At 45.0% G+C, this 25,128-nt stretch carries 19 protein-coding genes and 1 pseudogene; 6 read left to right on the top strand and 14 right to left on the bottom strand.

Translation table 11 applies throughout. From position 1 onward, the window contains the following. Window positions 1-64: 64 nt before the first annotated feature. The gene (gene rhaA / locus ACDZ28_RS20335; protein ID WP_375102621.1) at window positions 65-1,339 is read right to left on the bottom strand and encodes an L-rhamnose isomerase; all 1,275 of its coding nucleotides are present in this window, start codon (window positions 1,337-1,339) and stop codon (window positions 65-67) included. Between the two features lie 57 nt (window positions 1,340-1,396). Between rhaA and ACDZ28_RS20330 the strand changes: the two genes are divergently transcribed. Next, entirely contained in the window at window positions 1,397-1,786 is a 390-nt protein-coding gene (locus tag ACDZ28_RS20330) for a hypothetical protein (RefSeq protein WP_375102620.1), read from the top strand. A gap of 97 nt (window positions 1,787-1,883) precedes the next feature. Beyond that, window positions 1,884-3,065 (top strand): IS256 family transposase, encoded by a 1,182-nt coding sequence (locus tag ACDZ28_RS20325; protein ID WP_375102427.1) that lies wholly within the window; start codon window positions 1,884-1,886, stop codon window positions 3,063-3,065. A gap of 325 nt (window positions 3,066-3,390) precedes the next feature. On the opposite strand, the pseudogene rhaB reads toward ACDZ28_RS20325, so the two are convergent. The 7 genes and pseudogenes from rhaB to ACDZ28_RS20290 form a co-directional block, all read right to left on the bottom strand. Further along, window positions 3,391-4,878: pseudogene (rhaB, locus tag ACDZ28_RS20320) on the bottom strand (rhamnulokinase). Between the two features lie 27 nt (window positions 4,879-4,905). Then, entirely contained in the window at window positions 4,906-5,634 is a 729-nt protein-coding gene (locus tag ACDZ28_RS20315) for an LUD domain-containing protein (RefSeq protein ID WP_339290454.1), read from the bottom strand. Then, complete coding sequence (locus ACDZ28_RS20310) at window positions 5,627-7,180, bottom strand: LutB/LldF family L-lactate oxidation iron-sulfur protein (RefSeq protein WP_375102619.1); 1,554 nt, start codon at window positions 7,178-7,180, stop codon at window positions 5,627-5,629. Before ACDZ28_RS20310 ends, ACDZ28_RS20315 begins: the two co-directional genes overlap by 8 nt. Beyond that, window positions 7,177-7,905, bottom strand: a complete 729-nt coding sequence (locus ACDZ28_RS20305; protein ID WP_042126569.1) for a (Fe-S)-binding protein — start codon at window positions 7,903-7,905, stop codon at window positions 7,177-7,179. Before ACDZ28_RS20305 ends, ACDZ28_RS20310 begins: the two co-directional genes overlap by 4 nt. 26 nt (window positions 7,906-7,931) lie before the next feature. Then, a complete protein-coding gene (locus ACDZ28_RS20300; protein ID WP_339290450.1) occupies window positions 7,932-8,690 on the bottom strand; it encodes a DeoR/GlpR family DNA-binding transcription regulator in 759 nt (252 codons plus the stop codon). A 40-nt stretch (window positions 8,691-8,730) separates the two neighbouring features. Beyond that, a complete protein-coding gene (locus tag ACDZ28_RS20295; protein WP_375102618.1) occupies window positions 8,731-10,800 on the bottom strand; it encodes a bifunctional aldolase/short-chain dehydrogenase in 2,070 nt (689 codons plus the stop codon). Between the two features lie 193 nt (window positions 10,801-10,993). After that, window positions 10,994-11,497 (bottom strand): GNAT family N-acetyltransferase, encoded by a 504-nt coding sequence (locus tag ACDZ28_RS20290; protein ID WP_375102617.1) that lies wholly within the window; start codon window positions 11,495-11,497, stop codon window positions 10,994-10,996. A gap of 378 nt (window positions 11,498-11,875) precedes the next feature. Here ACDZ28_RS20290 and ACDZ28_RS20285 point away from each other — a divergent pair, with 378 nt between their 5' ends. The 3 genes from ACDZ28_RS20285 to ACDZ28_RS20275 all read left to right on the top strand — a co-directional run bounded on the left by ACDZ28_RS20285 (window position 11,876) and on the right by ACDZ28_RS20275 (window position 15,007). Beyond that, complete coding sequence (locus tag ACDZ28_RS20285; RefSeq protein ID WP_375102616.1) at window positions 11,876-12,784, top strand: alpha/beta fold hydrolase; 909 nt, start codon at window positions 11,876-11,878, stop codon at window positions 12,782-12,784. A 110-nt stretch (window positions 12,785-12,894) separates the two neighbouring features. Beyond that, entirely contained in the window at window positions 12,895-13,680 is a 786-nt protein-coding gene (locus ACDZ28_RS20280; RefSeq protein ID WP_375102615.1) for a sugar phosphate isomerase/epimerase family protein, read from the top strand. Between the two features lie 160 nt (window positions 13,681-13,840). Further along, the gene (locus ACDZ28_RS20275; RefSeq protein WP_375102614.1) at window positions 13,841-15,007 is read left to right on the top strand and encodes a glycosyltransferase family 4 protein; all 1,167 of its coding nucleotides are present in this window, start codon (window positions 13,841-13,843) and stop codon (window positions 15,005-15,007) included. Here the strand turns inward: ACDZ28_RS20275 and ACDZ28_RS20270 are convergent. Continuing rightward, the gene (locus tag ACDZ28_RS20270; protein WP_042126556.1) at window positions 14,900-15,694 is read right to left on the bottom strand and encodes a helix-turn-helix domain-containing protein; all 795 of its coding nucleotides are present in this window, start codon (window positions 15,692-15,694) and stop codon (window positions 14,900-14,902) included. The genes ACDZ28_RS20275 and ACDZ28_RS20270 overlap by 108 nt on opposite strands. A gap of 134 nt (window positions 15,695-15,828) precedes the next feature. Here ACDZ28_RS20270 and ACDZ28_RS20265 point away from each other — a divergent pair, with 134 nt between their 5' ends. Then, window positions 15,829-17,172, top strand: coding sequence for a glycoside hydrolase family 30 protein (locus ACDZ28_RS20265; protein ID WP_339290441.1), 1,344 nt, complete (start codon window positions 15,829-15,831; stop codon window positions 17,170-17,172). A 74-nt stretch (window positions 17,173-17,246) separates the two neighbouring features. Here the strand turns inward: ACDZ28_RS20265 and ACDZ28_RS20260 are convergent, their stop codons facing one another. The 5 genes from ACDZ28_RS20260 to ACDZ28_RS20240 all read right to left on the bottom strand — a co-directional run bounded on the left by ACDZ28_RS20260 (window position 17,247) and on the right by ACDZ28_RS20240 (window position 24,885). Continuing rightward, complete coding sequence (locus tag ACDZ28_RS20260) at window positions 17,247-19,664, bottom strand: TIM-barrel domain-containing protein (protein WP_375102613.1); 2,418 nt, start codon at window positions 19,662-19,664, stop codon at window positions 17,247-17,249. A gap of 20 nt (window positions 19,665-19,684) precedes the next feature. Beyond that, a complete protein-coding gene (locus ACDZ28_RS20255) occupies window positions 19,685-21,289 on the bottom strand; it encodes an extracellular solute-binding protein (RefSeq protein WP_339290438.1) in 1,605 nt (534 codons plus the stop codon). Between the two features lie 45 nt (window positions 21,290-21,334). Continuing rightward, window positions 21,335-22,258 (bottom strand): carbohydrate ABC transporter permease, encoded by a 924-nt coding sequence (locus ACDZ28_RS20250; RefSeq protein ID WP_076117050.1) that lies wholly within the window; start codon window positions 22,256-22,258, stop codon window positions 21,335-21,337. A 17-nt stretch (window positions 22,259-22,275) separates the two neighbouring features. Beyond that, on the bottom strand, window positions 22,276-23,199 hold the full coding sequence (locus tag ACDZ28_RS20245; protein WP_076117048.1) for a sugar ABC transporter permease: 924 nt from the start codon (window positions 23,197-23,199) through the stop codon (window positions 22,276-22,278). Between the two features lie 81 nt (window positions 23,200-23,280). Next, the gene (locus tag ACDZ28_RS20240) at window positions 23,281-24,885 is read right to left on the bottom strand and encodes an extracellular solute-binding protein (protein ID WP_341112056.1); all 1,605 of its coding nucleotides are present in this window, start codon (window positions 24,883-24,885) and stop codon (window positions 23,281-23,283) included. Window positions 24,886-25,128: the final 243 nt, after the last annotated feature.

The following is a 25,128-nucleotide window of genomic DNA, read 5'->3' as shown; positions in this document are numbered from 1 at the left end:
CAAATAAGTACGAATGATGAACATAAAAAGCGGCTACCGTGTGGTAACCGCCATTACAACTACTTTATCGCTTCGATAAAACCTCTACTTCATATTGCTTCACATCGATCAGCCAACTTTCACGGACAGGCACACCATGCGTCGCACAATAATAATCCCAAACAGCTCCAAATGGATAAGATTTGAATTCCTCCACAAGTGCAAGTCTCGTAGTATAATCCCCATCCACTTCAATTTGCTTCAATAGCTCTATCGGTTCCAGCATCGCACGTAACAAGGCTTTGATTGTGTTCCGTGTTCCGATCACCCAAGCAGCAATATGATTAATACTTCCGTCAAAGAAATCAAGTCCGATATGAGTCCTGTCTAGAAATTGTCCTCTTACTAGTTCACGGGCAATCTCTAGCAGTTCATCATCCATTGTCACCACATGATCACTATCCCAGCGTACTGGGCGGCTAACATGCAGCAGCAATTGATCACCAAACAGCAGCCAAGACGATAGTTTGTTCGAAATGGTCTCGGTCGGATGGAAATGCCCAGCATCAAAGCAAACCGCTTTGCCCCGGCTTAGCGCATACCCCATATAAAATTCATGCGAGCCCACCACATAACTTTCTGAGCCAATTCCAAACAGCTTACTTTCTACTGCATCAATGTTATATTGCGGATCGATCTCCTCGCTAAAAATCTCATCCAGTGATTGCTGAAGTCGTACCCTCGGCGATAGACGGTCGATCGGTGTATCTTTATATCCATCTGGAACCCAGAAATTAGTCACACAAGGCTGACCTAGCGCCTGCCCGAAAGATTCTGAGATTCGGCGTGCAGCCTTGCAATGAGAAATCCAGAAGTTGCGTATTTCAGGATCCGGGTGGCTTAGTGTGAAGCCATCATTAGCTTTTTCATGAGAGAAGCAAGTGGGATTGAAATCTAATCCAAGTCCCTGCTCCTTAGCCCAGTTCACCCATCTTTCATAATGCTTAGGCTCTAGTGCATCAAGATCTACTGTCTCTTCCGTATCGGCATAAATAGCATGTAGATTAACTTTATGACGGCCTGGGATAAGCGCTAAGGCCCGCTCCAAATCACGCCGTAGCTCCTCCGGATTCCTAGCACGCCCCGGGTAACTGCCCGTGACCGCGATCCCGCCGCTGAGTTCCTTTTCCTTATTCATGAAGCCCTTTACATCGTCTCCCTGCCAACAGTGCAATGAAATTTTGATTGCCGCAAGCTGTTCTAATACTTTATCTACATCAATGCCATGCTGTGCGTAGAGCTTTTTCGCTTCATTATAGCTCGTCTGAATGCTCTTTAAGCTTTCTGTACTCTGCTCCATGCTTAAGCCTCCTGATCTTGTCTTAGTGATTTCATTTAGGGGGATTTTTGTACCTCTTTGGCTCGTTTTCCGCTTTTTACGCTCAATGTGGGGGATTTATACCCCTCCTTGGCTCGTTTTCCGCTTTTTGAGCTCAATGTAGGGGATTTATGCCCCTCTTTTCCTCGTTTTCCGCTTTTTGCGCTCAATGTGGGGGATTTATACACCTCTTTTGCTCGTTTTCCGCTTTTTACGCTCAATGAGGGGCATTTATACCCTTCTTTTGTTCGTTTTCCGCTTTTTGCACTCAATGTAGGGGATTTTTGTACCTCTTTTGCTCATTTTCCGCTTTTTACGCTCAATGAGGGGGATTTATACCCTTCTTTGGATCGTTTTTCGCTTTTTAAGCTCAATAAGGGGCATTTATACCCTTCTTTGGATCGTTTTCCGCTTTTTGAGATGGCGTAAAGTAAGTTGTGTACCAAGATTTGGAGCCTAGTCAGGCAACAAAAAAGTAGGGTATTCTCGGGATTGTCGAAGTCCACTAAGAAAGGAACCCTACTCGATGACTATTCTACCCGAAAACATGTTAAATAATCTATTTGAAAATCTTGTCACCCAATTTGTAAAAGATAATCTAGAGTCCATTATGAAAGCGGAAATCCAGCAATTCATGACCAGTGAAGAAGCCGGGAACCACAACAGCCGCAACGGATACTACACCCGGGATCTACACACGAAATACGGAAATGTAGAGGATCTGGCCGTTCCTAGGGACCGTCAAGGAGCCTTCCAAACGCAGTTGTTCGAGCCCTACCAGCGGCGAGATGGATGGCTAGAGGAGGCTGTCATCCAGATGTACAAAAGTGGTATGGGAACGCGAGATGTGGCCCGGTTCATTGAAAGTATGTTCGGCAGCCACTATTCACCCACGACCGTTAGCAACATTACAGCTACGGTACTTGACGACATTCATCAGTGGCAGAAGCGCCCGTTAAACAAACGCTACTCCGTTATCTACCTGGATGGCCTATATGTGAAACTCAAGCGCAGCACCGTTAGCGGAGAAGTCGTTTATTTCGCCATGGGGATCGACGAAGACGGTCACCGCCAGATCCTTGGCTTTTACGTAGGCGGCCAGGAGAGCGCAAACGGCTGGCGCGAGGTGCTCAAAGACCTCTACGACCGTGGTGTCCAGGAAGTCTTGCTGGGCGTGTTTGATGGGCTTCCGGGACTCGATGCAGCGTTCCGTGAAACTTATCCGAAGGCGGATGTGCAGCATTGTATCGTCCACAAAGTGCGTTCGACCTTCCCGAAAATTCGGATTCAGCACAAAACGGAAGTCATTGAAGATCTGAAGACGATCTACACGGCTGCAGACCACGATCTGGCTCGGGCTGCGTTTGACACGGTGAAGGCCAAATGGGGCAAGCTCTACCCGAAAGAAATGCGGTCTTGGGAAGAACAGTTGCCAACGCTGCTGACCTTTTACAAGTATCCTGCGCTCATAAAGGAAGCCATCTACACGTCCAATCCAATTGAACGAATGAACAAGGAAATCCGAAAGCGTCTGAAACCCATGAATAGCCTCACGAATATGGATGCAGCAGAGAAAATTGTTTACCTCGACGTGATGGACTACAACGAACGCTTTAGCGAACGGGTCATTCGCGGTTTCGGCGATCTAGAAGTAAAGAAGAAACTAAATGAGATGTTTGAAGCACGATATCCACCGCAGGCAGAGTAAAACAAGTAGCTCGAATTCCCTTTTCCCTTGGGGCGGGGCCCCCGCCCCAAGGAACATCTGCACTAACTAACGAACACCCGAGAAGTTACCTTCTACTCTCTTACACAAACTTCTTGACGCTGCCCTTTTTGAGCTCAATGTAGGGGATTTATGCCCCTCTTTTCCTCGTTTTCCGCTTTTTGCGCTCAATGTGGGGGATTTATACCCCTCTTTGGCTCGTTTTCCGCTTTTTGCGCTCAATGAGGGGGATTTATACCCTTCTTTGGCTCATCCATAGCTATCTAATAGTCATCCCATATATTCTCGGTTACTTTATTAGTTACTCTTATACGACCTGTAGCCGAGCAAATTCTGCTAATGCTGCGGTTTTCAGGGTGGAATCCATCATTTGTGGAAGATAAGTTGTTACATCAAATGAACGATAAATAATTTCTCTTGCTTCTTTAAGATCTGCGACCGCGCCTACACTGATCATTTGCATAACCACATTACCTAATGCGGTTGATTCCGTTGGTCCAGCGTAAATTTCCATCTCTAGCAAATCGGCCGCAATCTGGCATAGCAATCCGTTGTTCGCTCCACCACCTACGATATGCAACCGCTCCCATTTTTCACCGGTCAATAGCTAAAGATCCTGAACGTAGAAATAATAAGAAAGAGCAAGACTGTCAAACACACATCTGGCAATCTCCCCTGGTGTCTTTGGTACCAACTGTCCGACTTCCGCACAATAGCTCTGTATCTCGCTAACCATGTTGGATGGATTCATGAATCGTTCATCATTGCAGTAGATGATGGATCTAAAAGGAATTTCTTGCGCTGCCAATTCCACCAGTTCGCCGAAGCTGTACTGCCCGCCATATTCCTCACGAACCTTTTGGATCAGCCACATCCCCATAATGTTCTTAAGAAAACGAAATGAGCCGAAGGCTCCCCATTCGTTTGTATAATTGCGCTCCATCGCCTCTGGACTTGTAATTGCTGAATCCCGTTCCACCCCGATGAGTGACCAAGTACCACTACTGAGAAATCCCCAACTATCGCTACTTGCAGGAACGCCTAGTACAGCCGATGCTGTATCATGAGTGGCTACTGCTATGAACTCACAAACTGGAAGATCACCGCGTGCCGTCAAGTCATCAGTCAATCCGCCAATATGTTCCCCAGGTTCCGTTAAGGGGGGAAATTGTTCTTTTGAAAGACCAAGCAGTGCCAGGAGATCAGCGTCATAATCCCGAGTTTGCAGATTCAGCAGACCTGTGGTTGAAGCATTAGTGACTTCGCTAATTCTTCGTCCCGTAAGCCGATAGTAGAGATAATCAGGGACTAAAAGGATGGAATGTGCTGCTTCCAGCTCTACCTGATCATGCACATACAGCTGGTACAGCGTATTAATCGGGAGAACTTGTATCCCCGTCTTTCCGTAAACGCTTTCAGTTGATATATTGCGATGCAAACTCTCTACCGCTCCATCCGTTCGGGAATCACGATAAGAAAAAACTTCATGAATTCGTGTACCCTTCTGATCTAGAAGTACGTAATCCACGGCCCAAGTATCAATTCCGACGGTACAATGCTCAATTCCTTTTGACTTCGCCTTCTGCAAGCCATTTACAATTTCAGCAAATAAATAATCGACGTCCCAATAAAGATTACCCTTCTTCTCAGCGAATCCATTACTAAAACGGTGAATTTCTGTTAATGATAAGGTTCCTTCCGGTTCTTGCAAGGTTCCGCAAACGACTCTCCCACTAGAGGCTCCAATATCAATAGCAATATGATTCTGACCTTGTTTATGTGCCCCAGCATTCATTCTTAAACAACACTCCTTATCTCCTCATCAGCCTACCAGCAAGGCGAATACGATTCCTGGGCCATGCACACCTATCGTCAGATCATTCTCAATATCCGCTGAACGACTCGGTCCAGAGATAAAGTGAATACCTGCGGGGAGACCCGTTTGTCCCGCTTCATCAAAATCAATAAGCACCTCACCCAGACGAGTCTTCAGCCGCTCAAGCGGAATGATAGCAATTAATGCGGTTGGCAAAAGACTGACAGAGCGCCCTTTATCCGCAGAAGATAACACTGTAATAGAGCCTGTATAAGCAACAGCATAATCCGCGATCACAATCCCAATATCGGCTTCCGCTGCCCTAGCTTTCCATGCTTCTTGCATATCCGTATTCCAGACAGATACCTGCGTATCTACAAGTTCTTCTTCTAGACGAAGTGCCGCAAGCTCAGCTACATTTTGCCGAAGAATATAACGGGCAAGCATATCACTCGCTTTATTGACAATAAAAGCTTTAGCTTCATCCATCGTTGCCATGCGAAACACATGTCCACCTGCACTTTGAAAATTCGCAGTAAATTGATCGATGCGTTCTTCTGGACTCCACTGGAATTCTTGCCAATAATCTGGAGCACCGCGAAAAGGATGTACAGGAGCCATAGTCGTTCTTGGACGCTTCAAACGACGAGCGATATCGTTCATGAACGCCTGCTGTTTGTCACGTGATTCAATTGCCATACGCTCCAGCCATTCATTGTGCGTTTCCTCAGTCATGCCCGGCTCCTCCTTCCAGCTCTTCCCGCTTCCGCTTCGCTAATAAATCTTCCATTCGCTTCTGAATGGCTGGGTCCATTTCTCGACTGTTCTTGTCTAACTCCTCCTGCAGCCCTTTCCAGCTCTCACGGAAGGATTCATCCGCCAGCTTCGGAGCGATCCGGTAGTTATTCCAGCCTTTCAGCGGCCCAAGCTTTGATGGAATTCCTCCGTCTCTCACAAGCAGCTTTTGTCCGATTCTGCCTACTTTCATCACACTACTAAATCGCTGTGACTTTGCCATAATCGCTCCAAAACCTTTCATGCCGAGCCCTTCCGCTTTGTCTCCATAACCTCTCTCTACCTTACGTCGCCGTAAATAGATAAGCATATCATGCAGAGGGATTTTGACTGGACAAGCTTCATAACAAGCGCCGCACAGACTCGATGCACCTGCGATATCATCCCATTGCTCTACATTTTTGTTCAGCGCCGGGGTCAACACCGCTCCGATCGGTCCGCTATAAGTTCCACCATAGGCATGACCGCCAATATGACGATAGACAGGGCAGGCATTCAGACAAGCTCCACAGCGGATACAGTTCAGCAGCTCCTGAAATTCTGGATCGCCGAGCTGCTCAGATCGACCATTATCAAGGATAATAATATGCTGCTCTTCCGGCCCGTCCCCATCATCTTTTCTACGGGGTCCTGAAATACCGGACATATACACTGTTAGCTTCTGGCCAGTTGCTGAACGAGGCAGTAACGTAGCCATCACCTCAAGGTCGCTCCAAGAAGGAATAATCCGCTCCATCCCCATCAACGTGATTTGCGTCTTCGGCAAGGTGGTGACCATGCGAGCATTGCCCTCATTCTCGAACAGCACCATGGAACCTGTTTCTGCAATCGCAAAATTGCATCCCGTCATCCCAATATCCGCTTCTAGGAATTTCTCCCGTAGCTTGCGCCGTACGAATCCTGCAAGGATTGTAGTCTCAGGCAAAAGCTCCTCCCCTGCCTCCTTGGACAACAGCTCAGCAATCTGATAGCGGTTCTTATGGATGGCTGGGATAATGATATGAGACGGAGTTTCTCCGGCAAGCTGGATAATATACTCGCCAAGATCTGTCTCAATCGTCTCCACGTCAATGGACTCAAGCGCCGAATTCAAATGCAGCTCCTCAGTCACCATCGATTTGGATTTGACCACGGAAGCCGCTTGTTTTCGCTGCGCAATCTCTAATGCAATCTTCACTGCCTCTTCACCCGTTGCCGCAAAATGAATATGCGTGCCGTTCGCTCTTGCATTGTCCGCAAATAGATTCAAATAATAATCGAGATGAGCGATCGTATGCAGGCGAATTTGCCGCCCTCGTTCGCGCCATTCCTCCCAGTGTCCATGGTCGTTCGCCGCTTTCTGTTTCCCGTCACGCAGCCTTTCCGTGGTGAAGCGGACCGCCTTACGCAAAAAATCATTATTCAACGCCAAGTCGGCACGCTCTTTTACCGAAGCTGGCTTCACATGATTCGATTCCGATTTGGTCTGAGTGGCATTCTGGCTCATTGTCCAATCACCCCTTCATACAGTAGCTCTGCTAAATGCATGACTCGGACAGGCTTATGACGATAACGCAAATTCCCAGCAATATTCATGAGGCAGCCCATATCCAGACCCGTTAAGACCTCTGCTTCTGACTCCAGCACATGATCAGACTTCTCGGTGACCATCGCCCCGGAGATATCAGACATTTTTACGGCAAAGGTTCCGCCAAACCCACAGCAGTCCTCAGCAAAAGGTAGTGGTACTAGCTCCATCGCCTTCACATTCTGCATAAGCTGCATTGGTTCATCACGAATTCCTAGAATTCGGGTACCATGACAGGAAGGATGATAGGTAACTTTATGCGGAAACACTGCCCCTAAATCCGTTACGCCAAGCACTTGTACCATAAACTGGCTGAATTCATAGGATTTAAGCTGTAAATTCTGTGCCTTGGCTAAATTAATCGGATCATCCTGGAACAGTTTCGGGTAATGATGAAGCATCCCGGTGCAAGAACCGGAAGGAGCAATGACAAAATCACTGTCTTCGAAGGCCTGCAAAATCGTAAGCGCAGCTTGACGTGCCTCATTCCAATAGCCGCTATTATACGCTGGCTGTCCGCAGCAGGTCTGCACTTCAGGAAATTCAAGCTGTACGCCATATCTGGCAAGCAGACGTGCCATCGCTTCTCCGACCTTTGGATACACTGCATCACTGATGCAAGTAATAAACATCGACACCTTCATGTCTTCACCTCCTGCAACACTATTTTCTACACGGTTGTGATTGCGATGTTCAGCTCCTGTAGCTGCTTTACCTGTTCTGTTTCGGGGCTGTAATCCGTAATCACAACATCCAGTTCACTAGTCGTGGCAACATGAGTAAACGCTTGAATTCCAAACTTACTAGAATCGCACAGTAGGATTACCTGCTCCGCTATTGCAATCATCTTTCGCTTCACCATCGCTTGCAGCTCATTCGATTCACTGGCGCCGCGTTCGAGATGAAATCCTTTGCAGGAAAAAAACATCTTATCCACGTGATATAACTCAAGCGAACGCTCCGCTAAATGTCCAACAAAGGACATCGATCTGCGGCTCAGCTGCCCCCCTGTTGAGATCACATCTATTCGTTCTTTCCCACTTAACTCCGCAGCTACTCTGATAGAGTTCGTCAGTACAGTCAGTGGCATATCCGGCAAATGTGAGGCCATATACCATGCAGTCGTACTGGCATCCAGCAAAATTCGATCTCCTGGCTTTATCATTAACACAGCCTCACGGGCAATCCGCTGCTTCTCCGCTGCATTCATAATTTCACGTTCGGCGTATGGTGTCTCTGGCTGACGATCACGCAGACTGACTGCACCGCCGTGAGAGCGTAGCAGCCTCCCCGCCTTTTCCAAGCGATCAAGATCTCGCCGGATGGTCTCCTCCGTCACTTGGCATAAGGTACTTAGTTCCGAGACACGGATGCTGCCGCGTTCATTCACTAGTTCTACGATTCTTTCATATCTGTCTGCAATCAGCATGGCTTCCCTCCGTTATCCCTATCTATATTCTATCTTCCTGTTATCTAGTAAAAGCTGCCGGCACGCCACCGTCAATCGTCAGCATGCAGCCCGTAGTCTTCTCTGACTTGGATGAAGCGAAAAAGGCAACGCCTTCAGCAATATCACGTGGATAAATATTTACCAGCAGAGTTGTGCGTTTACGATAATGCTCCTCTAGTTGATCCGGCTCAATGCCGTAAGCAGCCGCGCGTTCATTCCGCCAGTTCGAATTCCAAATGGCAGAACCTTGTAGAATGGCATCCGGCAAAATGGTATTGGCGCGAATGCCGAATTCTCCGCCTTCAGCTGCAATACAGCGAGCTAAATGTGCTTCGAGCGCTTTGGCAGAGCTGTAAGCCGATACGCTTTTCCCAGCAAATATGGAGTTCTTGGAGCCGATAAATACCATACTACCACCGATTTTTTGCTCCTTCATCACCTTAAAGGCTTCGCGTGCAACGAGGAAATAACCTGTGCCTAATACGGAAATGTTCAAGTTCCACTCTTTTAATGAAGTCTCGTCAAAAGGACTGGAGGTCGCAAGCCCGGCGTTATTCACAATAATATCAACTCCGCCATAGAAAAGGGCTGTATCCGCATAAGCTGCGGTAACCTGCTCCTCCTGCGTTACATCCATTTTAACAGCGAACGCACGATTCTCACCGTATTTATCGTTAATCTCCGCAGCAATTTTCTGTGCACCCTCTAGATTGAGGTCAGCCAGCACAACATGCGCCCCTTCGGACACTAGACGGCGAGCGGTTTCGCTTCCAATTCCTCCTGCCCCACCTGTAATGAACGCAACTTTACGCGAGAATTCTGCTTCTGCTGGTGCAAGCGATAATTTATATAATTCCAAAGGCCAATATTCCACGTTGTACGATTCATTCTCACTAAGAGAGACGAAATCTCCCAGTGCGGTAGCTCCGCGCATAACTGCAATTGCCCGATGATACAAGGCTCCGCTGATCTTGGAGTTGCTCCAGCTTTTGCCTGTATTGATCATCCCCACTCCGGGAATCAGAATCACACGCGGCGCGGCTTCGAACATTACATCTCCCTCATGCTTATTGCGGTCGAAGTAAGCTTTGTACTGCTCTTTATAAGCGGTAATCGCTTCGTTCAGCTTAGCCTTCAGACCATCAATGTCACTGGCATTTGGCTCCCAAGCCACAAAAAGCGGCAGCATTTTAGTATGAACCAAATGATCTGGGCAAGCTGCACCTACACTGGATAATTTCTCCGAGTTAACTCCACCTACAAAACGCAGAACATCCTCTGCATCATCGAAGGTCAGTATCATTTTACGCTCATCACTGACTGCGCCTCTGATCAGTGGCATTACAGCTGCTGCTACAGCCCGCCGTGCTTCTTCCGAAAGTGCTTCCGATTTGCGGCCTCCGAACAGGTTCTCATCTTCCATTCGATCTTCGATGTACCGCTCCGCTTCATTAATGATAGAGATCGTCTTGGCATAACAGGCTTCCGGTGTATCTCCCCAAGTCACCAGTCCATGCTTCTCCATCAATACCAGCTCTGCTTGTGGATTAGCAAGTACTCCTTCAGCAATCATTTTAGATAAAGTGAACCCTGGACGGATGTAAGGCACCCACACGAAGCGGTCCCCATAAATTTCTCGTGCAATATCTTTACCGTTATGCGCACAACACAAGCTGATAATCGCATCTGGATGCGTATGATCTACATGTTTAAATGGTAAAAAAGCATGAAGCAGTGTCTCAATCGAAGCACGCGGATGTTTAGGATCAATCATGCAATTCGCGAGATAAGCCACCATTTCCTCATCAGGCATTTCCTCCCGATCAAATAAAGGGGCAATATCCTGAAGACGTAACCCAGTAAAATTGCCTGCTTTCATTGTAGCAAGGTCCGAACCGCTACCCTTCACCCACATTACTTCTACTTCACGCCCGCGAAAATCCAATTCTATCGTCTTACTGGAGGTATTCCCGCCCCCAAAATTACAAACTCTGCGATCTTCACCCAACAGATTGGAGCGATAGACTAGTGAATCCAGACCTCCGTGGTTATCTTTTTCCCGTGCTGAATCCCATAAACTTTGTACCATTTGTGAATACCTCCGTTTTTGAATGTTTATTTTTTTGTTTATTTTTGTTTGTTTTGATTTTAATCTATTTGTTTGTGTTTGAATAGAGCGTTTTCAACAAAATTTAAAATTTATAACTGAAATTACATTGCCAAAAACAAAAAAAGAGTTGCCAATTAACAACTCCTTCACCTCCACTATTCAGCACACCGACTCATAGACTAATCCAGTAGCTACATTTTCCATCCTCAATACAGCTAAGTATTCCTCTGTTCGCTTCAATGACCTTTCTCGAAGATACATTGCTCGGCTCACAGGTCAGCAAGACCTTATCAATCCCCAGATCCGCAGCTTTTTTTAACAACTCTGCCAAAAAAATTTTGCCATACCCCTTTCCTCGCTCACTAGGCCTGATGCTATATCCGATGTGTCCACCTGATTTTCTTAATTGCTCATTTAAGGAATGTCTTAGCTTTCCAACACCAACAGGATAAGAGTCTATCAATAACCAATAGTTGGTTTGCGGGACATAGTTTGGTTGAAGATTATCGCCTCTTGATAGTGCTATCCGATCTCTGATGAAATCAGGAAATTCACTGTAAGCCAAGTCAAACCCATTGTTAACGAATCCATTCTCCCCAGGGCCTATCTCCATAATCATTTCAAAAATATCGCGTCCATCTGACAAACTGGCTTCCTTTAGCTCAATTAACATCATAATCCCCCCCTAGAACATAAAAATTGCTTACCGTATCAAAAAAGTCTATCGCAAAAAAGAGCCCTCCGCATTACCTAATTGCACTTTCTACAACTAATATCACCTTCAGTACGCCTGTCTATCGTTAAGTGTACTTTGTGCAACTAAAATTCCCCAATCAAGCTGGATCAGCTGATTTCCAGAGATATAGTTGCACAAAGTACACCTATATCACATTAGTGGGAGTAAAGTAGCTTTTTAGTTGTACATAGTACACTTATCTGCTCCCACCCTCTTTTTCACACTAATGTTTCTATTTCTCTCTCCGCCTTGCGAACACTCATAGTATACTTATTGGCATAAGATACAGATGTTTTATTTTGGATAAGGAGGTTTGTGATGGTAAATAGCTTCAAGAATGCAAAAGCGCAAGAACGAGTGTGGCACTCCTATCAGCAGCTAGTTGAGCAGTGGCCCATTCCACTTGAGGAGATTGATGTTCCAACCACATATGGACTGACGCATTGTATCCTTGCTGGACAAAAGAATAATCCCCCCTTACTACTGTTCCATGGCGTGGGTGATAATTCGGCGGTCATGTGGATCTTAAACATCGAGGAACTATCGAAGCATTTTTATTGCATCTCAGTTGATACTTTGGGCGGTCCCGGAAAAAGCATCCCTAACGAGCATTTTAACAAACAGAAGTTTGAGCAAATAGAATGGATTAATGAAATAGCGACGCATTTGAGTATAGACGTCTTTCATATCGCGGGAGTGTCTAACGGCGCCTATATTGCTTTTAATTATGCAACTAAGCAACCGGACAAAGTAAAGCGTGTCGTTTGTTTGGAGGGCGGAATGGTCACTGCACCGATCAAAGCCATGATCCAAACCTTAATGATGATGTTCCCGGAGATTCTAATTCCAACAGATCGTAATTTACTAAAAGTTCTAAAGAAGTTAAGCGCACCTAACTCCCCTTTATTTGATAACCATCCAGCATTGGCGGCTCATCTGATCCTTTTAATGCGGACTCATAATCAGCAAGCTATGTTTGTGCATAAGCTTCATCCATACGATAAGAACGCCGCGGTTGCAATCAGAGACAAGCTCTATTTTTTAATCGGTGAGCACGCGTTAAAGCAATCGAAGGACTTTATAGGTATTTTAGAAGATGGAAAGTTCCATTACCAAGTCATCCCCCATGCGGGACACGGGATTAATCACGAGCAACCGGATAGAGTAAACACTGAGATCATCAATTTCCTGACAGATGATAAGGATAAATCACTTGCATACAGATGAAAGCGCTACTATTATATTTGTAATTACACATACCCATCCTAGATAAGGAGATGATTACCATCAGATACGGAACATTAGCGCATACATTTGGTTGTTTACCCCTCAAATCGTTGACGGCAACGCTTCAGAATTATGATATCGATTTTGTTCAACTGGCTTTATCCAAAGCTATTCAGGATATCGATACCTCCACAGGTAAATTAAGTCCAGGCCTCGCAAACTATATTGGCGAACATTTTGACAGAGCAGGTATACGTATCGGCGTGCTAGGCTGTTACATCAATCCTATTCATCCGGACCCTGTTATACGAAGAGCGGAGATCAATCGATTTAAGGAACATCTTCGATATGCCCGCCATTTCGGAGCACCTATGGTGGCTACGGAGACAGGCGCTCTGACTACTTTTCAAGCACAAGATCCGCTCCATTACGAAGCTATCGGCTGGGACATATTAAGAGCCACCGTACAAGAGCTTGCGGAAGAAGCTGAAAAATGGGGGGTGTTTCTGGGATTGGAGGGAGTCTGCACGCATACACTTTCTACACCAGACAAGATGCGCCGCATCCTAGATGAAGTCCCCTCAAGCAATATTGGTGTTGTCTTGGACCCATGCAATTTTATTAGTGCCGCAGTAGATATTCAGGATCAAATTGTCGATGACTCCTTTAGGTTGTTCGGGGACCGGATTATTTTAGCGCATTTAAAAGACATCTATTCAAATGGAGGGACAATTTACCACGGAAAGGCTGGTGGAGGTCAGTTTCATACCGAAGCTTTCCTGAACAAACTCCAAGAATTCAAACCGATGATCGACGTATCATTAGAAGATATCAAAGATCTAGAGATTAATGATACCGTTGCTTTACTAAAGAAGCTCGCTTCTATGGAACAATAATGCTAATAATAATTTCACTCATAAGCACCCCTCACCCTACTTTAATATTAAACTAGATAAATGGTACCTTTCTATGCGAGTTGAATACAATAAGAAACATAACGATTGAATCACAGCGTTTAACGATTATAGCCCTAACTTGGAAGGGACTGGATTATCAATGAGACTCACATTCCCTATTCTGACCTTATCTCACGGCGGAGCACAACGCATGCTGGTAGAGCTCACCAATGGACTGACAGCTATGGGGCATCAGGTCACTATCCTCATGCCTGTGGATGGCGTTGTTTCCTATGATATCCGTTCCACCATAATCCGCTCCGCATATATGGATCTTCAGGAACAAGACTATCCCTCAGGTGATGTGATTGTTTCTAATTTTCATACAACAGTTCCTACTTCCCAAGCAGCGAGCAATCAAGGAAAAGGAATTCATGTAAGATTATCATTATGTTATGAACCCCCATTCTTACCGGATAGTTCGCTATCGTTTCCTTCATATCATGTCACAGAGTATCTGATTGTTTTATCGCATTGGCAGCAGGAGTTGATTCGTTTAAATCATGGGATCACAGGAAACATTGTACCCGTTGGTATCAGCTCCTCTTTTAAGAATATGAAAATCCGCCACAGTCTTCAGGAGCCTTTAAATATAACAGCAATATTAAGAAAAACAGAACCAGGCTTCTCTTGGCACCGGGAGCAAGATTATCTTATAGAGCAGCTCGATGATGTAAAAGAACAATACCCCTATGTGAATATTAACTTTATTAGTCCACCAGACGAGTTCAACAGCTCAGAAGCTTTACAAAAGTTAAAAGCCACCGGAAAATATCGATTCTTCACCCCAGCGAATGATGAGGAACTCTGTTACCATTACAACGGTGCAGATATCTTTGTCAGTTCTAGTATTTTTGATACAGGTTCTTTGCCGGGGCTTGAAGCCATGCGGTGTGGCGCAGCACTCGTCTGTGTTTATTCAGGTGGAAATATGGAATACACAAATCACGAGAAGAACTGTCTGCTCTCCTATCGGTATGAGAATCGGCTTGGTGAAGATGTCATCCGCTTAATCCGAGACCCAAACTTAAGAACTAAATTAGCTGCACAGGGCGAAAGATCCTCACATAAATGGACTTGGGCAAATAGTGTGCGATTATTTGAACAAGCGATTAGAGATTTCTTGTTAAAAAAAAGACTAACTCAAAAGTGGAGTTTACTACTCTCTCTTTCGATAGATGCCCGGCGACACCCCATAACGATCCCGAAATACCCTGTGGAAATAGGTGTAGCTTCCGAACCCGGTCTCCTCTGCGATTCGCTCTAAAGTGTAATTAGTGTTGTCCATTAACCGCAGTGCCATAGCAAGCCGAATTTGCCCTGCATATTGCATAATAGAATAGCCAAATTGAATTTTGAATAAATGCACGGCCCTCGTTACACTAATTCCGGCATGAGCAGCTACGTCCTTTAGCCTGATCTCTGATGTAGCATGCTCCTCCACATAACTCTTCATTTTGAGTCCGTGTAGAAGCGAGGCCGATGATGAAGCAGGCGCCTCTTCAATCGCCCGATCCAGCAGTAAACATAAAGCCTTAAATAACGCTTCAAGTATTTCTGGACTGCCTCCATCAAGTCTTCTATGCTCCAAATCAAGCTGTTGCCATATACTTTGCAGCTTGCCATCATCCGCAATTCTAACTTTCTTCGGTCTTTCGCGCAGGTTCCACCAGTGATCCACCCATTCTCCTGTACACATTACAAAATAGTCCACACTATGTCCCAGAGGGCTTTTCTTTTCACCGATTCTCAGATCATATATATCCTGGGGCTTAAATAATAACAGATCACCAGGCACCACGGTTACCATGTCTCCATCGATGAGAACCTCACATTCCCCTTCTGCTTGCAGCCTGATGATATAGGTATCAAGCCCACTGCGATATAATTGCCTAAAAGGCTGAATATGGCGGATAAATCCACAAAGACTTATTTGGACACTATTAGTTTCCATAGCATCACTCCTCTACTCTTAGTAGTCGATGACCAGATTGTTGAGGTTCTTAGCCATATAGTTTCTTCAAAGAACGGTTGATCTCCTTCTATAATAAAGACAGAATTTATATGTACAGGAGGTTACCAACCCTTATGAGTAAAATCGTTCGCGTCATTCAAACAGCAAAAGAAACTACCGACCGTTTAACAGAAAAAGACCCTCTGATCTTCCTGCCGGATACGTCGGGTGTCGAATCAGAGCTCATCAATATCTATGATGATCTGGAGTATCAGGAAATTGAAGGTTTTGGCGGTGCACTGACAGAGGCATCTGCTGTTACCATTGCTAAACTAAGTGAAGCCAAACAGAATGAAATCATCAAAGCTTATTTTGATCCTGAGCATGGCATTGGATATACTTTATGCCGTTCGCATATCCAAAGCTGCGACTTCTCACTGGGCAACTATGCTTATGTAGAAGAAGGCGATGCTGAGCTGCGTTCGTTCGATATTTCCAGAGATCAAGACTCAATTATCCCTCTAATTAAAAATGCTGCAGCAGCTGTCGGTGAAGATTTCCGTTTGTTCTCTTCTCCTTGGAGTCCTCCAGCATTCATGAAGACAAACGGGCAAATGAACGGAGGCGGAGCTCTTAAGCCTGAATACCGTGAGGCTTGGGCCAACATGTTCGTTAAATATATTCAGGCTTATGCTGCTGAAGGCATTGATATTTGGGCCGTTAGTGTTCAGAACGAAGCAAAAGCTGTTCAAATATGGGACTCCTGCCTTTATACCGCCGAAGAAGAAAAGGATTTTGTTCGGGATTACTTAGGACCAGCCTTGGAACAAGCCGGCTTGGCTCATGTAAAGGTTATGATCTGGGATCATAACAAGGAACGCGTCTATGATCGTGCCAAGGTTGCTTTTGAAGATCAAGAGGCTTCCAAGTACATTTGGGGAATTTGCTTCCACTGGTACTCCGGCGATCACTTCGAAGCCCTATCAGCCGTACATGATCGTTTTCCAGATAAAAAGCTGTTCTTCAGCGAGGGCTGCCAAGAAGGTGGCGTTCATCTCGGCTCGTGGAACACCGGTGAACGTTACGGTCATGATATCATTGGCAATCTGAACAACTGGATGTCGAGCTGGACCGACTGGAATATTGTTTTGGACGAGCAAGGCGGACCTAACCATGTAGGTAACTACTGCGATGCTCCAATTATCGGGGATACAAAAAACGATGAAATTACTTTTGAGAGCTCCTTCTATTACATCGGGCATTTCAGTAAATATATTCGTCCAGGTGCTAAACGCATTGGACATTCCAAATATACTGATAAGCTTGAAACTACAGCTTTCCGTAATCCTGATGGTACTATTGCTGTTATCGTTATGAACCGCACGGAACAAGAGCTTCCGTTCACGCTTCGCTTCCATGACAGCTTAGCTGAGAACATAATTCCGGCTCATGCCATTCAGACACTGCTAATAAAGTAAAAAGATAAGGAGGTTCTCTTTATGCGAAGCGCATAGAGAGAACCTCCTTAATTTAATTAAGAGACAACAATTGCTTATAACCTGGCCGTCAGTATTTCGCATAACGCTCCATACAACGAATGTTCAAGATCCATTGAGCTAAGAGCGCTTAATGCTGCCGTCGGTGTTGATGATTCTTGGATTACGCGGTAAATATGTTCTTTCATTTGAAAAAGAATTTGCGCACGATTCAGTAGGTTGAACACCTCTTCATCAACTGAATTCACAGCTATCCAAGCATCTGCGAACACTACCTCCAGTGATTGGTCGACCGCTAGATCCGAGATCATGATCGTTAGTGTATGCGTAGCTTCGTTGTATCCCATTTCTGCTGTGATTACTGTGCCGCAAGCGAGTACTTGGACCTTGGTATCCGCAAAGCCGACAAAGGATAGCTTCCATGACCGTCGTTCAGGCACAGCCTCTGTGTTTCCCTTAGCAGGGAGTATCTTGAAGCTGGCTTTTTCGCCTATCTCCATAATCATTTCCGTGTCGCACCATTGCTCATCCCGATCCTCTGCAGTATCGCCCTCATCCTCCCAGAGATGAAAATGACCACTGCCCTCAGCAAACACACGTACCTCCATAGATCTCGGATTATCCACTAATGAGGTATATTCCGTCAGATCCGCCAGAGGAACGATAGCACCCGCTTTTGCTAATACAGGAATATTCTCCAGATTACGATAGAGTGAAAGTTTTCTTCCACCGTCATACACTCTTCCGTTAAAGAAATCTATCCAGATTCCTTTTGGCAGCCAAGCCTTAAATTCGGCAACGCCTACCTTGGAGTTGACCGGCTGAGTAATCGGACACACAATGATTTCAGTACCAAAGAAATATTCATTTGGCACTTCATAGGCTTCATTCCGCTGCGCATGATGATAATACATGGGCCGGACTAGCGGAAGACTATCGCGGCTGGCATAACGATTCATTGTGTACAAATAGGGTAGTAAACTGTGCCGCAAGCGCAGGTAATCCTTCATTAAGTCCGCGGCAATCTTATTGAACCGCCATGGCTCTTTACTGTTGAAGGCACTTGCGGAGCTATGTAACCGTAGAATAGGCGAAAACACACCGAATTGCACCCAGCGTATCGCCAATTCATCGTCTAAGTAGCCATTCATGTGGCCCCCGATATCATGGCTCCACCAACCATAACCGACGTTTGCGGCGTTAGCTGTGAAGTAAGGCTGGAAATCCAGAGATTCCCAAGTGACAATGGTATCGCCAGAGAATCCTACAGGATAACGATGGCTGCCAAGACCTGCATAACGGGAGAAAGTAAGCTTCCTGTTCCCTCGCCGACCGCTGTCTAGATAGTGATAATGGTTCAGCATCCAGAGCGGATCTAGTCCCGGTACTTTAGTCACTCCCCCCTGCTGCCAATCAATCCACCAGAAATCCACACCTTCATCCTCAAGCGGATGATGCAGAAACTTAAAGTATGCCCGTAAAAAATTCGGATCCGTGATATCAAATTCCACAGCATCACCTTTTTCCGGGTCCAAGCCCAACTCCGCAGCAATAGCTAGATAAGGATCTTCAAACGCCCTTACGCCATCAGCTGGATGCACGTTGAGCGTCACACGAAGTCCTCTTTCATGTAGCCATGATAAAAACCTCTGCGGGTCTGGGAACAGATCTCTGTTCCATGTATAGCCCGTCCAGCCGCTGCCGTACTGTGGATCAATATGGACAAGATGCCAATCCATATCCATAACTGCGACGGAAAAAGGGATTTGCTCACTTTCAAACCGTTCCACTAGAGCTTTATATTCTACTTCTGAATATGGATAATATCGGCTCCACCAGTTGCCAAGAGCATAACGTGGTAGTAGAGGGGTACGACCGCAAAGATGATAGAAATCCTTTAAGCACTTCAAATAATCATGACCATAACCAAAAAAATAAAAGTCGAGGGCTTCTTGCAACCGCAGTTCAACCCGTCCATCCTCTTCAAGGATAAGAGAGCTGCTGTCATCCACTAACGTAAACCCGGAACGCGAGAGAAGTCCGTGCTCAAGTGGAATAGCACCATCGGCATTATCCAATGTACGTGCCGTCCCTCTCAAGTCTTGCACTGGATCACCGTAATTCCAGACACTCATTAGGTGACCCGCTTCGTTTCTTATTCGAATGCTGAGGCCATGCCGGGAGAAGGGCTTCTTATCATAGGTTAATTGCAGACGATCCGTTATCAATTCAAGCTTATTTCCCAGATCAATTACGCGAAATTCCGGAACAGGAAAATTGCGATTCACAACGGTCTGCGACGCCCGATCTTCAAAATACCCCTCCTCACTGTATTCCATCCGGATAAGCTCCGGAGTTAGTACAGTGAATCGATAGCGCTCCCCCTGAATGATCACGTCAGCTCTACCGCATGGTTCAGCTTGCAGCTTTAATGAGATCGCCAAAGGATTTGGCTCTTTCATCGTATGTTCCATCGGGTGACCCTCTCTTCTTTCTATTCTACATTCACATAACGACTGTAAGCATCGGTACGAATTTTAACCAGCTTATCCAGTCCCATTCCTCGCAACTGTCTTACGTAATCAGCCCAGCCCTCGTCAATTTTACCTGTAATTATAAACTGAGCACGCATTGTATTGACGTAACTATCGATGTCCGTTGTCAAAGTTGGCAGGAGCTGAAACTCTTCAGCGGTATACATTACATCAGGGAAAGGCGGCGTTGTATAATCACTACCCAGCTTATCGAGCTGCAGTTTCAGTCCATCTCCGGTTTTTGGGTTTAGAAAGATGGATTTTTCAAACACTGGACTGACATATTTCGGCCCGAAATCCCGGAGTGATTGATCCCAATACCAGGCATCAGCACTGGTACCCATCGGTGGGTCCATCAATGTATAAGAACCGTTAATATTTTTCTTAATAACGGTGTCTATCGCTCCCCAGAAATTTTGAATACTTGCTTCATTGGTATAGAACTGGTCAGCCCAGCGGGCAGCAATCTCTGGGTATTTGCAAGAAGTGGAAATTAGCAGCTCGTTACGCTCCAGATTCATTCCATACGGATTTCCTATGGTGTAGCGCTTACCATCCGGACCTGCAATCGGGGGAATCGTGACATATTGATCACTCCATTTGCCAAACACGGCATCCGGTGTCCACTGATACGAGAACCCTACGATAGGAGCATCCGGATTAAGAAACTTGGCTGATCTCATCGTTTCATCTTGCGTGAATAACTCTTTATCAAGCAAACCTTCGATAAATAATTTATGCTCCCATTTGAGCCCTTCTTTGTACGCCTCTGAAACAGGGTAATATACCGCATTTCCATCCTGGACGACCATAAAGTTATTGTTCAGATCCGTGATTCCGAAGGGACTGATGAGATCATTACTTACTTCGATAACTGGTATCTCATCCAGCCTTCCATTCCCATTAGGGTCGCGTTCTTTAAATGCTTTTAGCACGTTGTATAGATCATCTATCGTATCGGGAACCTTTAATCCCAATTTATCCAGCCAGGTTTTGTTAATCACGGGTTGGCGCGAGCTTTTAGGACGTAAAGGTAATCTTGCAGGCAAAGAGTAGATTTTCCCGTCAGGAAAAGTACTGATTTTTTTCAATTCAGGCTCTTCCTGCATGGCTGCTTTGAGGTTAGGCATATACCTTTCGATATAGTCATCAAGCGGCCTGAATAAGCTTAAATTATTGACGATATCCGAATCTCCGAAGGTCTCACTCCCTAAAATGATATCTGGAAGTGTACCGCTTGCCAGCATAATGGACTTACGCTCACTCCAATCATTAGCAGACATCACCTGCCATTCGATTTTGACATTCGTATTTTTTTCCAAATCCTTCAGCCATTGATTCTGGATAAAGTTATCTCCCATGCTTCCCCACCGAACCGTTAGAACCTTCAGCATCATGGGCTTATCCACGATTGGCAAACCTTCTTTATGAAATTGACCCGGATCAGATTCAACAGAGTTTACCCCTTTATCCCCTTTACAGGCTGTAAGGCCAGCAAGCAACGTTGTCACTAGAAGAATGACGGTGATTGTTCTATTGATACTGTTTTTGGGTTGCTTTTTCATTACGGTCTTGCTCCCTCACAAATGTTAGTAGAAAAGTAGAAGAACTTATTCCTTCACTGCGCCGATCATTACCCCTTGGTTAAAGTATTTTTGCACAAATGGGTATACACACATAATTGGAACAGTTGCTACGATAATCACCGAATACCGCATCATATTGGCGAGCCGTAACGCGATTTGTGCGGCTTCACCGGTCCCCATACCAGACTGCATCTGATTGGTAATCAGAATATTTCGCAGGATCAGCTGCAGCGGATACATATTAGGATTTTTCAAATAAATCAAGGCATTAAAATATGAATTCCAATAACCTACAGCGATCCATAAACCTAACACTGCAATAATAGCCTTCGACAACGGTAGAACTATCTGTGCAAAATAACGGAGATTGCCACAACCATCAATCTGTGCTGCTTCCCATAAATCTCCCGGAATACTAGACTGGAAAAAAGTTCGTGCCACTATGATATTAAAGACTCCAACTGCAAAAGGCAGTACCATAACCAAGAAAGTATCATAGAGATGGAAATCACGAACCGTTAAAAAAGTAGGAATCAACCCACCGTTAAAGAACATGGTAAAGATGAAAAACAGCGAAATATATTTCCGTCCCACAAGATCCTTTCTCGACAAAGCATATGCTGCTGAGATATTTACTACTAAGCCAATTGCAGTCCCAACCACCGTGTACAGGATGGTATTCCAGTAGCCGATCCAAATATTTTCATGACGCAGCAGCTCTTTATAACCATCGAAGGTGAAGCCTTTAGGAAATAACCAAACCTGCCCGCCTGCCACTGCGGAAGGATCACTGAACGAAGCAATAACGATAAAATACAACGGATAGATCAGGATGATTAGAAAAATTGCCGAGATTACATACATCACAATTTCCATTATAGTATCCGAAGAGCGATTCTTCTTTATTTTTCCTACATTTCCTTTAGTCGCTGTCTCTAATACGCCCATTTCAATGCTCCTCCCTTCTACCACAAGCTATTTTCACTTAATTTTTTAGAAATCTGATTGACCATGATTAATAAAATAAAATTAATGACCGTGTTGAACAGGTTGATCGCTGACGAAAAGCTATACTGGCTGCTGAGCAGACCAATTTTGTAGACATAAGTAGAGAGAATTTCACTTGAGGTGATGTTTAAGTCATTTTGCATTAGATACACTTTTTCAAATCCAACCCCAAGCAGTCCCCCGACCCTCAGGATAAGCAAAGTTATCGCTGTTGGCATCAGCATCGGAATATCGATATAACGAACTTTATGCATTCGACTAGCGCCGTCCACGGTTGCAGCCTCGTACAAGCTAGGATCAACAGCAGAGAGCGCAGCGATAAAGATAATACTGTCCCAGCCGACATGCTGCCACACATCCGACCAGACGTACACACTGCTGAATAATCCCGCAGAGCCCATTAGATCAGGAGCTTCTTTTCCAAAAAGACTATACATATTGCCCAGCAGTCCGGTGCTAGGTGAGAACAGAATCATCATTAAGCCCACCATAACTACCGTAGAGATAAAGTGAGGCATATAGGATACTGTCTGGAAAAACCGTCTAAAACGGTTAGGTCTCATCTGGTTAACCATCAGCGCAAGTATAATCGGAATCGGAAACGTAATCAGACTGTACACACTGATGATTAGCGTATTTTTGATCGTGGCAGAAAATTGATAGGAATTAAAGAACTTCTCGAAGTATTTGAATCCGGCCCACGGGCTGCCGCCTATACCCAAGGCTGGGCTATAATCCTTGAAGGCAATTAGTACCCCGTACATGGGTTTATACGCGAATAATAACGTCAGAACTATAGCTGGAAAAAGCAATAGATAAAGACCCCAGTTTTGTTTGATTTGTCCGAGTTTCCGACTCAAATGAATTGGATCAGATTTCATAACATCCCCTCCTTATTAAAAATAGAGAATGCTACCCCACAAATTTATGTAGGGCAGCACCTTTTTCGAAAGACGAATAGGTTATTTCACACTCATATAACGACTGTAAGCATCTGTGCGAATCTTGACTAATTTTTCAAGCCCCATTTTATTAAGCTGTTTGACATAATCATCCCAGCCTTCGTCAATTCCGCCTTTGCTAATAAATTGAGCGCGCATTGTATTCACATAACCGTCGATATCCGTGGTCAAGGTTGGCAGCTCCTCGAACTCGTCGGAGGTGTACATAACGTTAGGGAAAGGCTCTGTAACATATTCACTACCCAGCTTATCCAGCTGCAGCTTCAGTCCATCACCACTTTCAGGATTAAGAACGATTTTCTGTTCAAAGGACGGGCTCACATATTTCGGTCCGAAATCACGTAGAGACTGATCCCAATACCAGGCATCTGCGCTGGTTCCAGCTGGTGGATCCATCAATGTATAGGTGCTGTCATCATTCTTCTTAATTACAGTTCCAATCGCGCCCCAAAAGTTCTGAATGCTCGCTTCGTTCGTGTAGAACTGATCTGCCCAACGTGCAGCAACCTCTGGATACTTACTAGAAGTAGTAATCAGCAATTCATTACGATTAAGACTCATCCCAATTGGATTACCGATTGTATAACGCTTACCATCCGGTCCGGCAATCGGTGGAATTGTCACATATTGATCGCTCCATTTACCAAACACAGCATCCGGGGTCCACTGATACGTAAAGCCTACGATTGGAGCATCCGGATTTTGGAACTTCGCCGATCTCATCGTATCATCCTGAGTGAATACCTCTTTATCTAACAATCCTTCCGTATACAATTTATTTTCCCATTTAAGACCTTCTTTGAACTCCTCCGAAACAGGGAAATAGATCGCTTTTCCGTCCTTGATGATCATATTGTTGTTATTCAAGTCGGCAATTCCGAAGGGACTGATCAAGTCATTACCGATTTCAATAAATGGAATCTCATCTTGTTTTCCATTTCCGTTCGGATCTTGTTCTTTGAAAGCTTTTAGCACGTTATAGAGCTCGTCAATCGTCTCAGGCACCTTCAAGCCCAATTTGTCCAACCAGGTCTTGTTAATTACAGGCTGACGTGAGCTTTTTGGACGCGATGGAAGTCTTGTTGGCAGTGAGTAGATTTTTCCGTCAGGAAATGTGCTGATTTTTTTCAACTCTGGCGTTTCTTCCATTGCTGCTTTAAGATTTGGCATATTCTTCTCAATATAATCATCTAAAGGACGGAAAAAACTTAGATTATTAACGATATCGGAATCTCCGAAGGTTTGATTTCCTAGAATAATATCTGGGAGTGTACCGCTAGCCAGCAGAATGGACTTCTGTTCGGCCCAGTCATTAGAGGACATCACTTGCCATTCGATTTTGACATTTGTATTTTTTTCTAGATCCTTCAACCATTGGTTCTGCGTAAACGTGTCTCCCATGCTTCCCCAACGTACGGTCAGCACCTTTAGTGTTACAGGCTCATTAACAATTGGCAGTCCTTCTTTGTTGTAACTGCTCGTCTCACTAGTCGCAGCATTATTCCCGTCTTTTCCGCCGCAGCCAGCAATACCAAATACCATAGCCGCTGCCAGCAGACCCACCGTCCATTTCTTTGCCGTCTTTTTCTTACTGTGTTGACTCATCCTCTTAATCCCCCATTTCAATTAATCAAAGTTCATCTGAATAGCTTAATCATAACGTCTTATTTTTTCGTATTCCGGACCCTTTAAGACGGTTATCCAGACCTTTGAATGCGCTTACAAAAAACACAAAATCAAAACTCTTCGCTTAAAGAGATTTCATAACAGTATTCCGACTTCTGTATGTGCTTTCCGGACTTTGAGGTAAATTACCGGCCAGTTCTTATGTTTTTTTCATGCAGAGGT

Origin of the sequence: Paenibacillus sp. RS8, from assembly GCF_041956825.1 — a bacterium.
Classification (GTDB): Bacteria; Bacillota; Bacilli; order Paenibacillales; family Paenibacillaceae; genus Paenibacillus_AQ.
The sequence above is the reverse complement of the archived record's forward strand: the minus strand, read 5'-3'. Positions and strand labels throughout refer to the sequence as shown.

What these genes read in the sequence shown, in the direction of transcription:
- ACDZ28_RS20240 (WP_341112056.1), bottom strand. Translation starts at nt 24,885, where the DNA reads ATGAGTCAACACAGTAAGAAAAAGACGGCAAAGAAATGGACGGTGGGT.
- ACDZ28_RS20315 (WP_339290454.1), bottom strand. Translation starts at nt 5,634, where the DNA reads ATGACTGAGGAAACGCACAATGAATGGCTGGAGCGTATGGCAATTGAA.
- ACDZ28_RS20285 (WP_375102616.1), top strand. Translation starts at nt 11,876, where the DNA reads ATGGTAAATAGCTTCAAGAATGCAAAAGCGCAAGAACGAGTGTGGCAC.
- ACDZ28_RS20290 (WP_375102617.1), bottom strand. Translation starts at nt 11,497, where the DNA reads ATGATGTTAATTGAGCTAAAGGAAGCCAGTTTGTCAGATGGACGCGAT.
- ACDZ28_RS20275 (WP_375102614.1), top strand. Translation starts at nt 13,841, where the DNA reads ATGAGACTCACATTCCCTATTCTGACCTTATCTCACGGCGGAGCACAA.
- ACDZ28_RS20310 (WP_375102619.1), bottom strand. Translation starts at nt 7,180, where the DNA reads ATGAGCCAGAATGCCACTCAGACCAAATCGGAATCGAATCATGTGAAG.
- ACDZ28_RS20270 (WP_042126556.1), bottom strand. Translation starts at nt 15,694, where the DNA reads ATGGAAACTAATAGTGTCCAAATAAGTCTTTGTGGATTTATCCGCCAT.
- ACDZ28_RS20255 (WP_339290438.1), bottom strand. Translation starts at nt 21,289, where the DNA reads ATGAAAAAGCAACCCAAAAACAGTATCAATAGAACAATCACCGTCATT.
- ACDZ28_RS20305 (WP_042126569.1), bottom strand. Translation starts at nt 7,905, where the DNA reads ATGAAGGTGTCGATGTTTATTACTTGCATCAGTGATGCAGTGTATCCA.
- ACDZ28_RS20260 (WP_375102613.1), bottom strand. Translation starts at nt 19,664, where the DNA reads ATGGAACATACGATGAAAGAGCCAAATCCTTTGGCGATCTCATTAAAG.
- rhaA (WP_375102621.1), bottom strand. Translation starts at nt 1,339, where the DNA reads ATGGAGCAGAGTACAGAAAGCTTAAAGAGCATTCAGACGAGCTATAAT.
- ACDZ28_RS20245 (WP_076117048.1), bottom strand. Translation starts at nt 23,199, where the DNA reads ATGAAATCTGATCCAATTCATTTGAGTCGGAAACTCGGACAAATCAAA.
- ACDZ28_RS20295 (WP_375102618.1), bottom strand. Translation starts at nt 10,800, where the DNA reads ATGGTACAAAGTTTATGGGATTCAGCACGGGAAAAAGATAACCACGGA.
- ACDZ28_RS20325 (WP_375102427.1), top strand. Translation starts at nt 1,884, where the DNA reads ATGACTATTCTACCCGAAAACATGTTAAATAATCTATTTGAAAATCTT.
- ACDZ28_RS20300 (WP_339290450.1), bottom strand. Translation starts at nt 8,690, where the DNA reads ATGCTGATTGCAGACAGATATGAAAGAATCGTAGAACTAGTGAATGAA.
- ACDZ28_RS20250 (WP_076117050.1), bottom strand. Translation starts at nt 22,258, where the DNA reads ATGGGCGTATTAGAGACAGCGACTAAAGGAAATGTAGGAAAAATAAAG.
- ACDZ28_RS20265 (WP_339290441.1), top strand. Translation starts at nt 15,829, where the DNA reads ATGAGTAAAATCGTTCGCGTCATTCAAACAGCAAAAGAAACTACCGAC.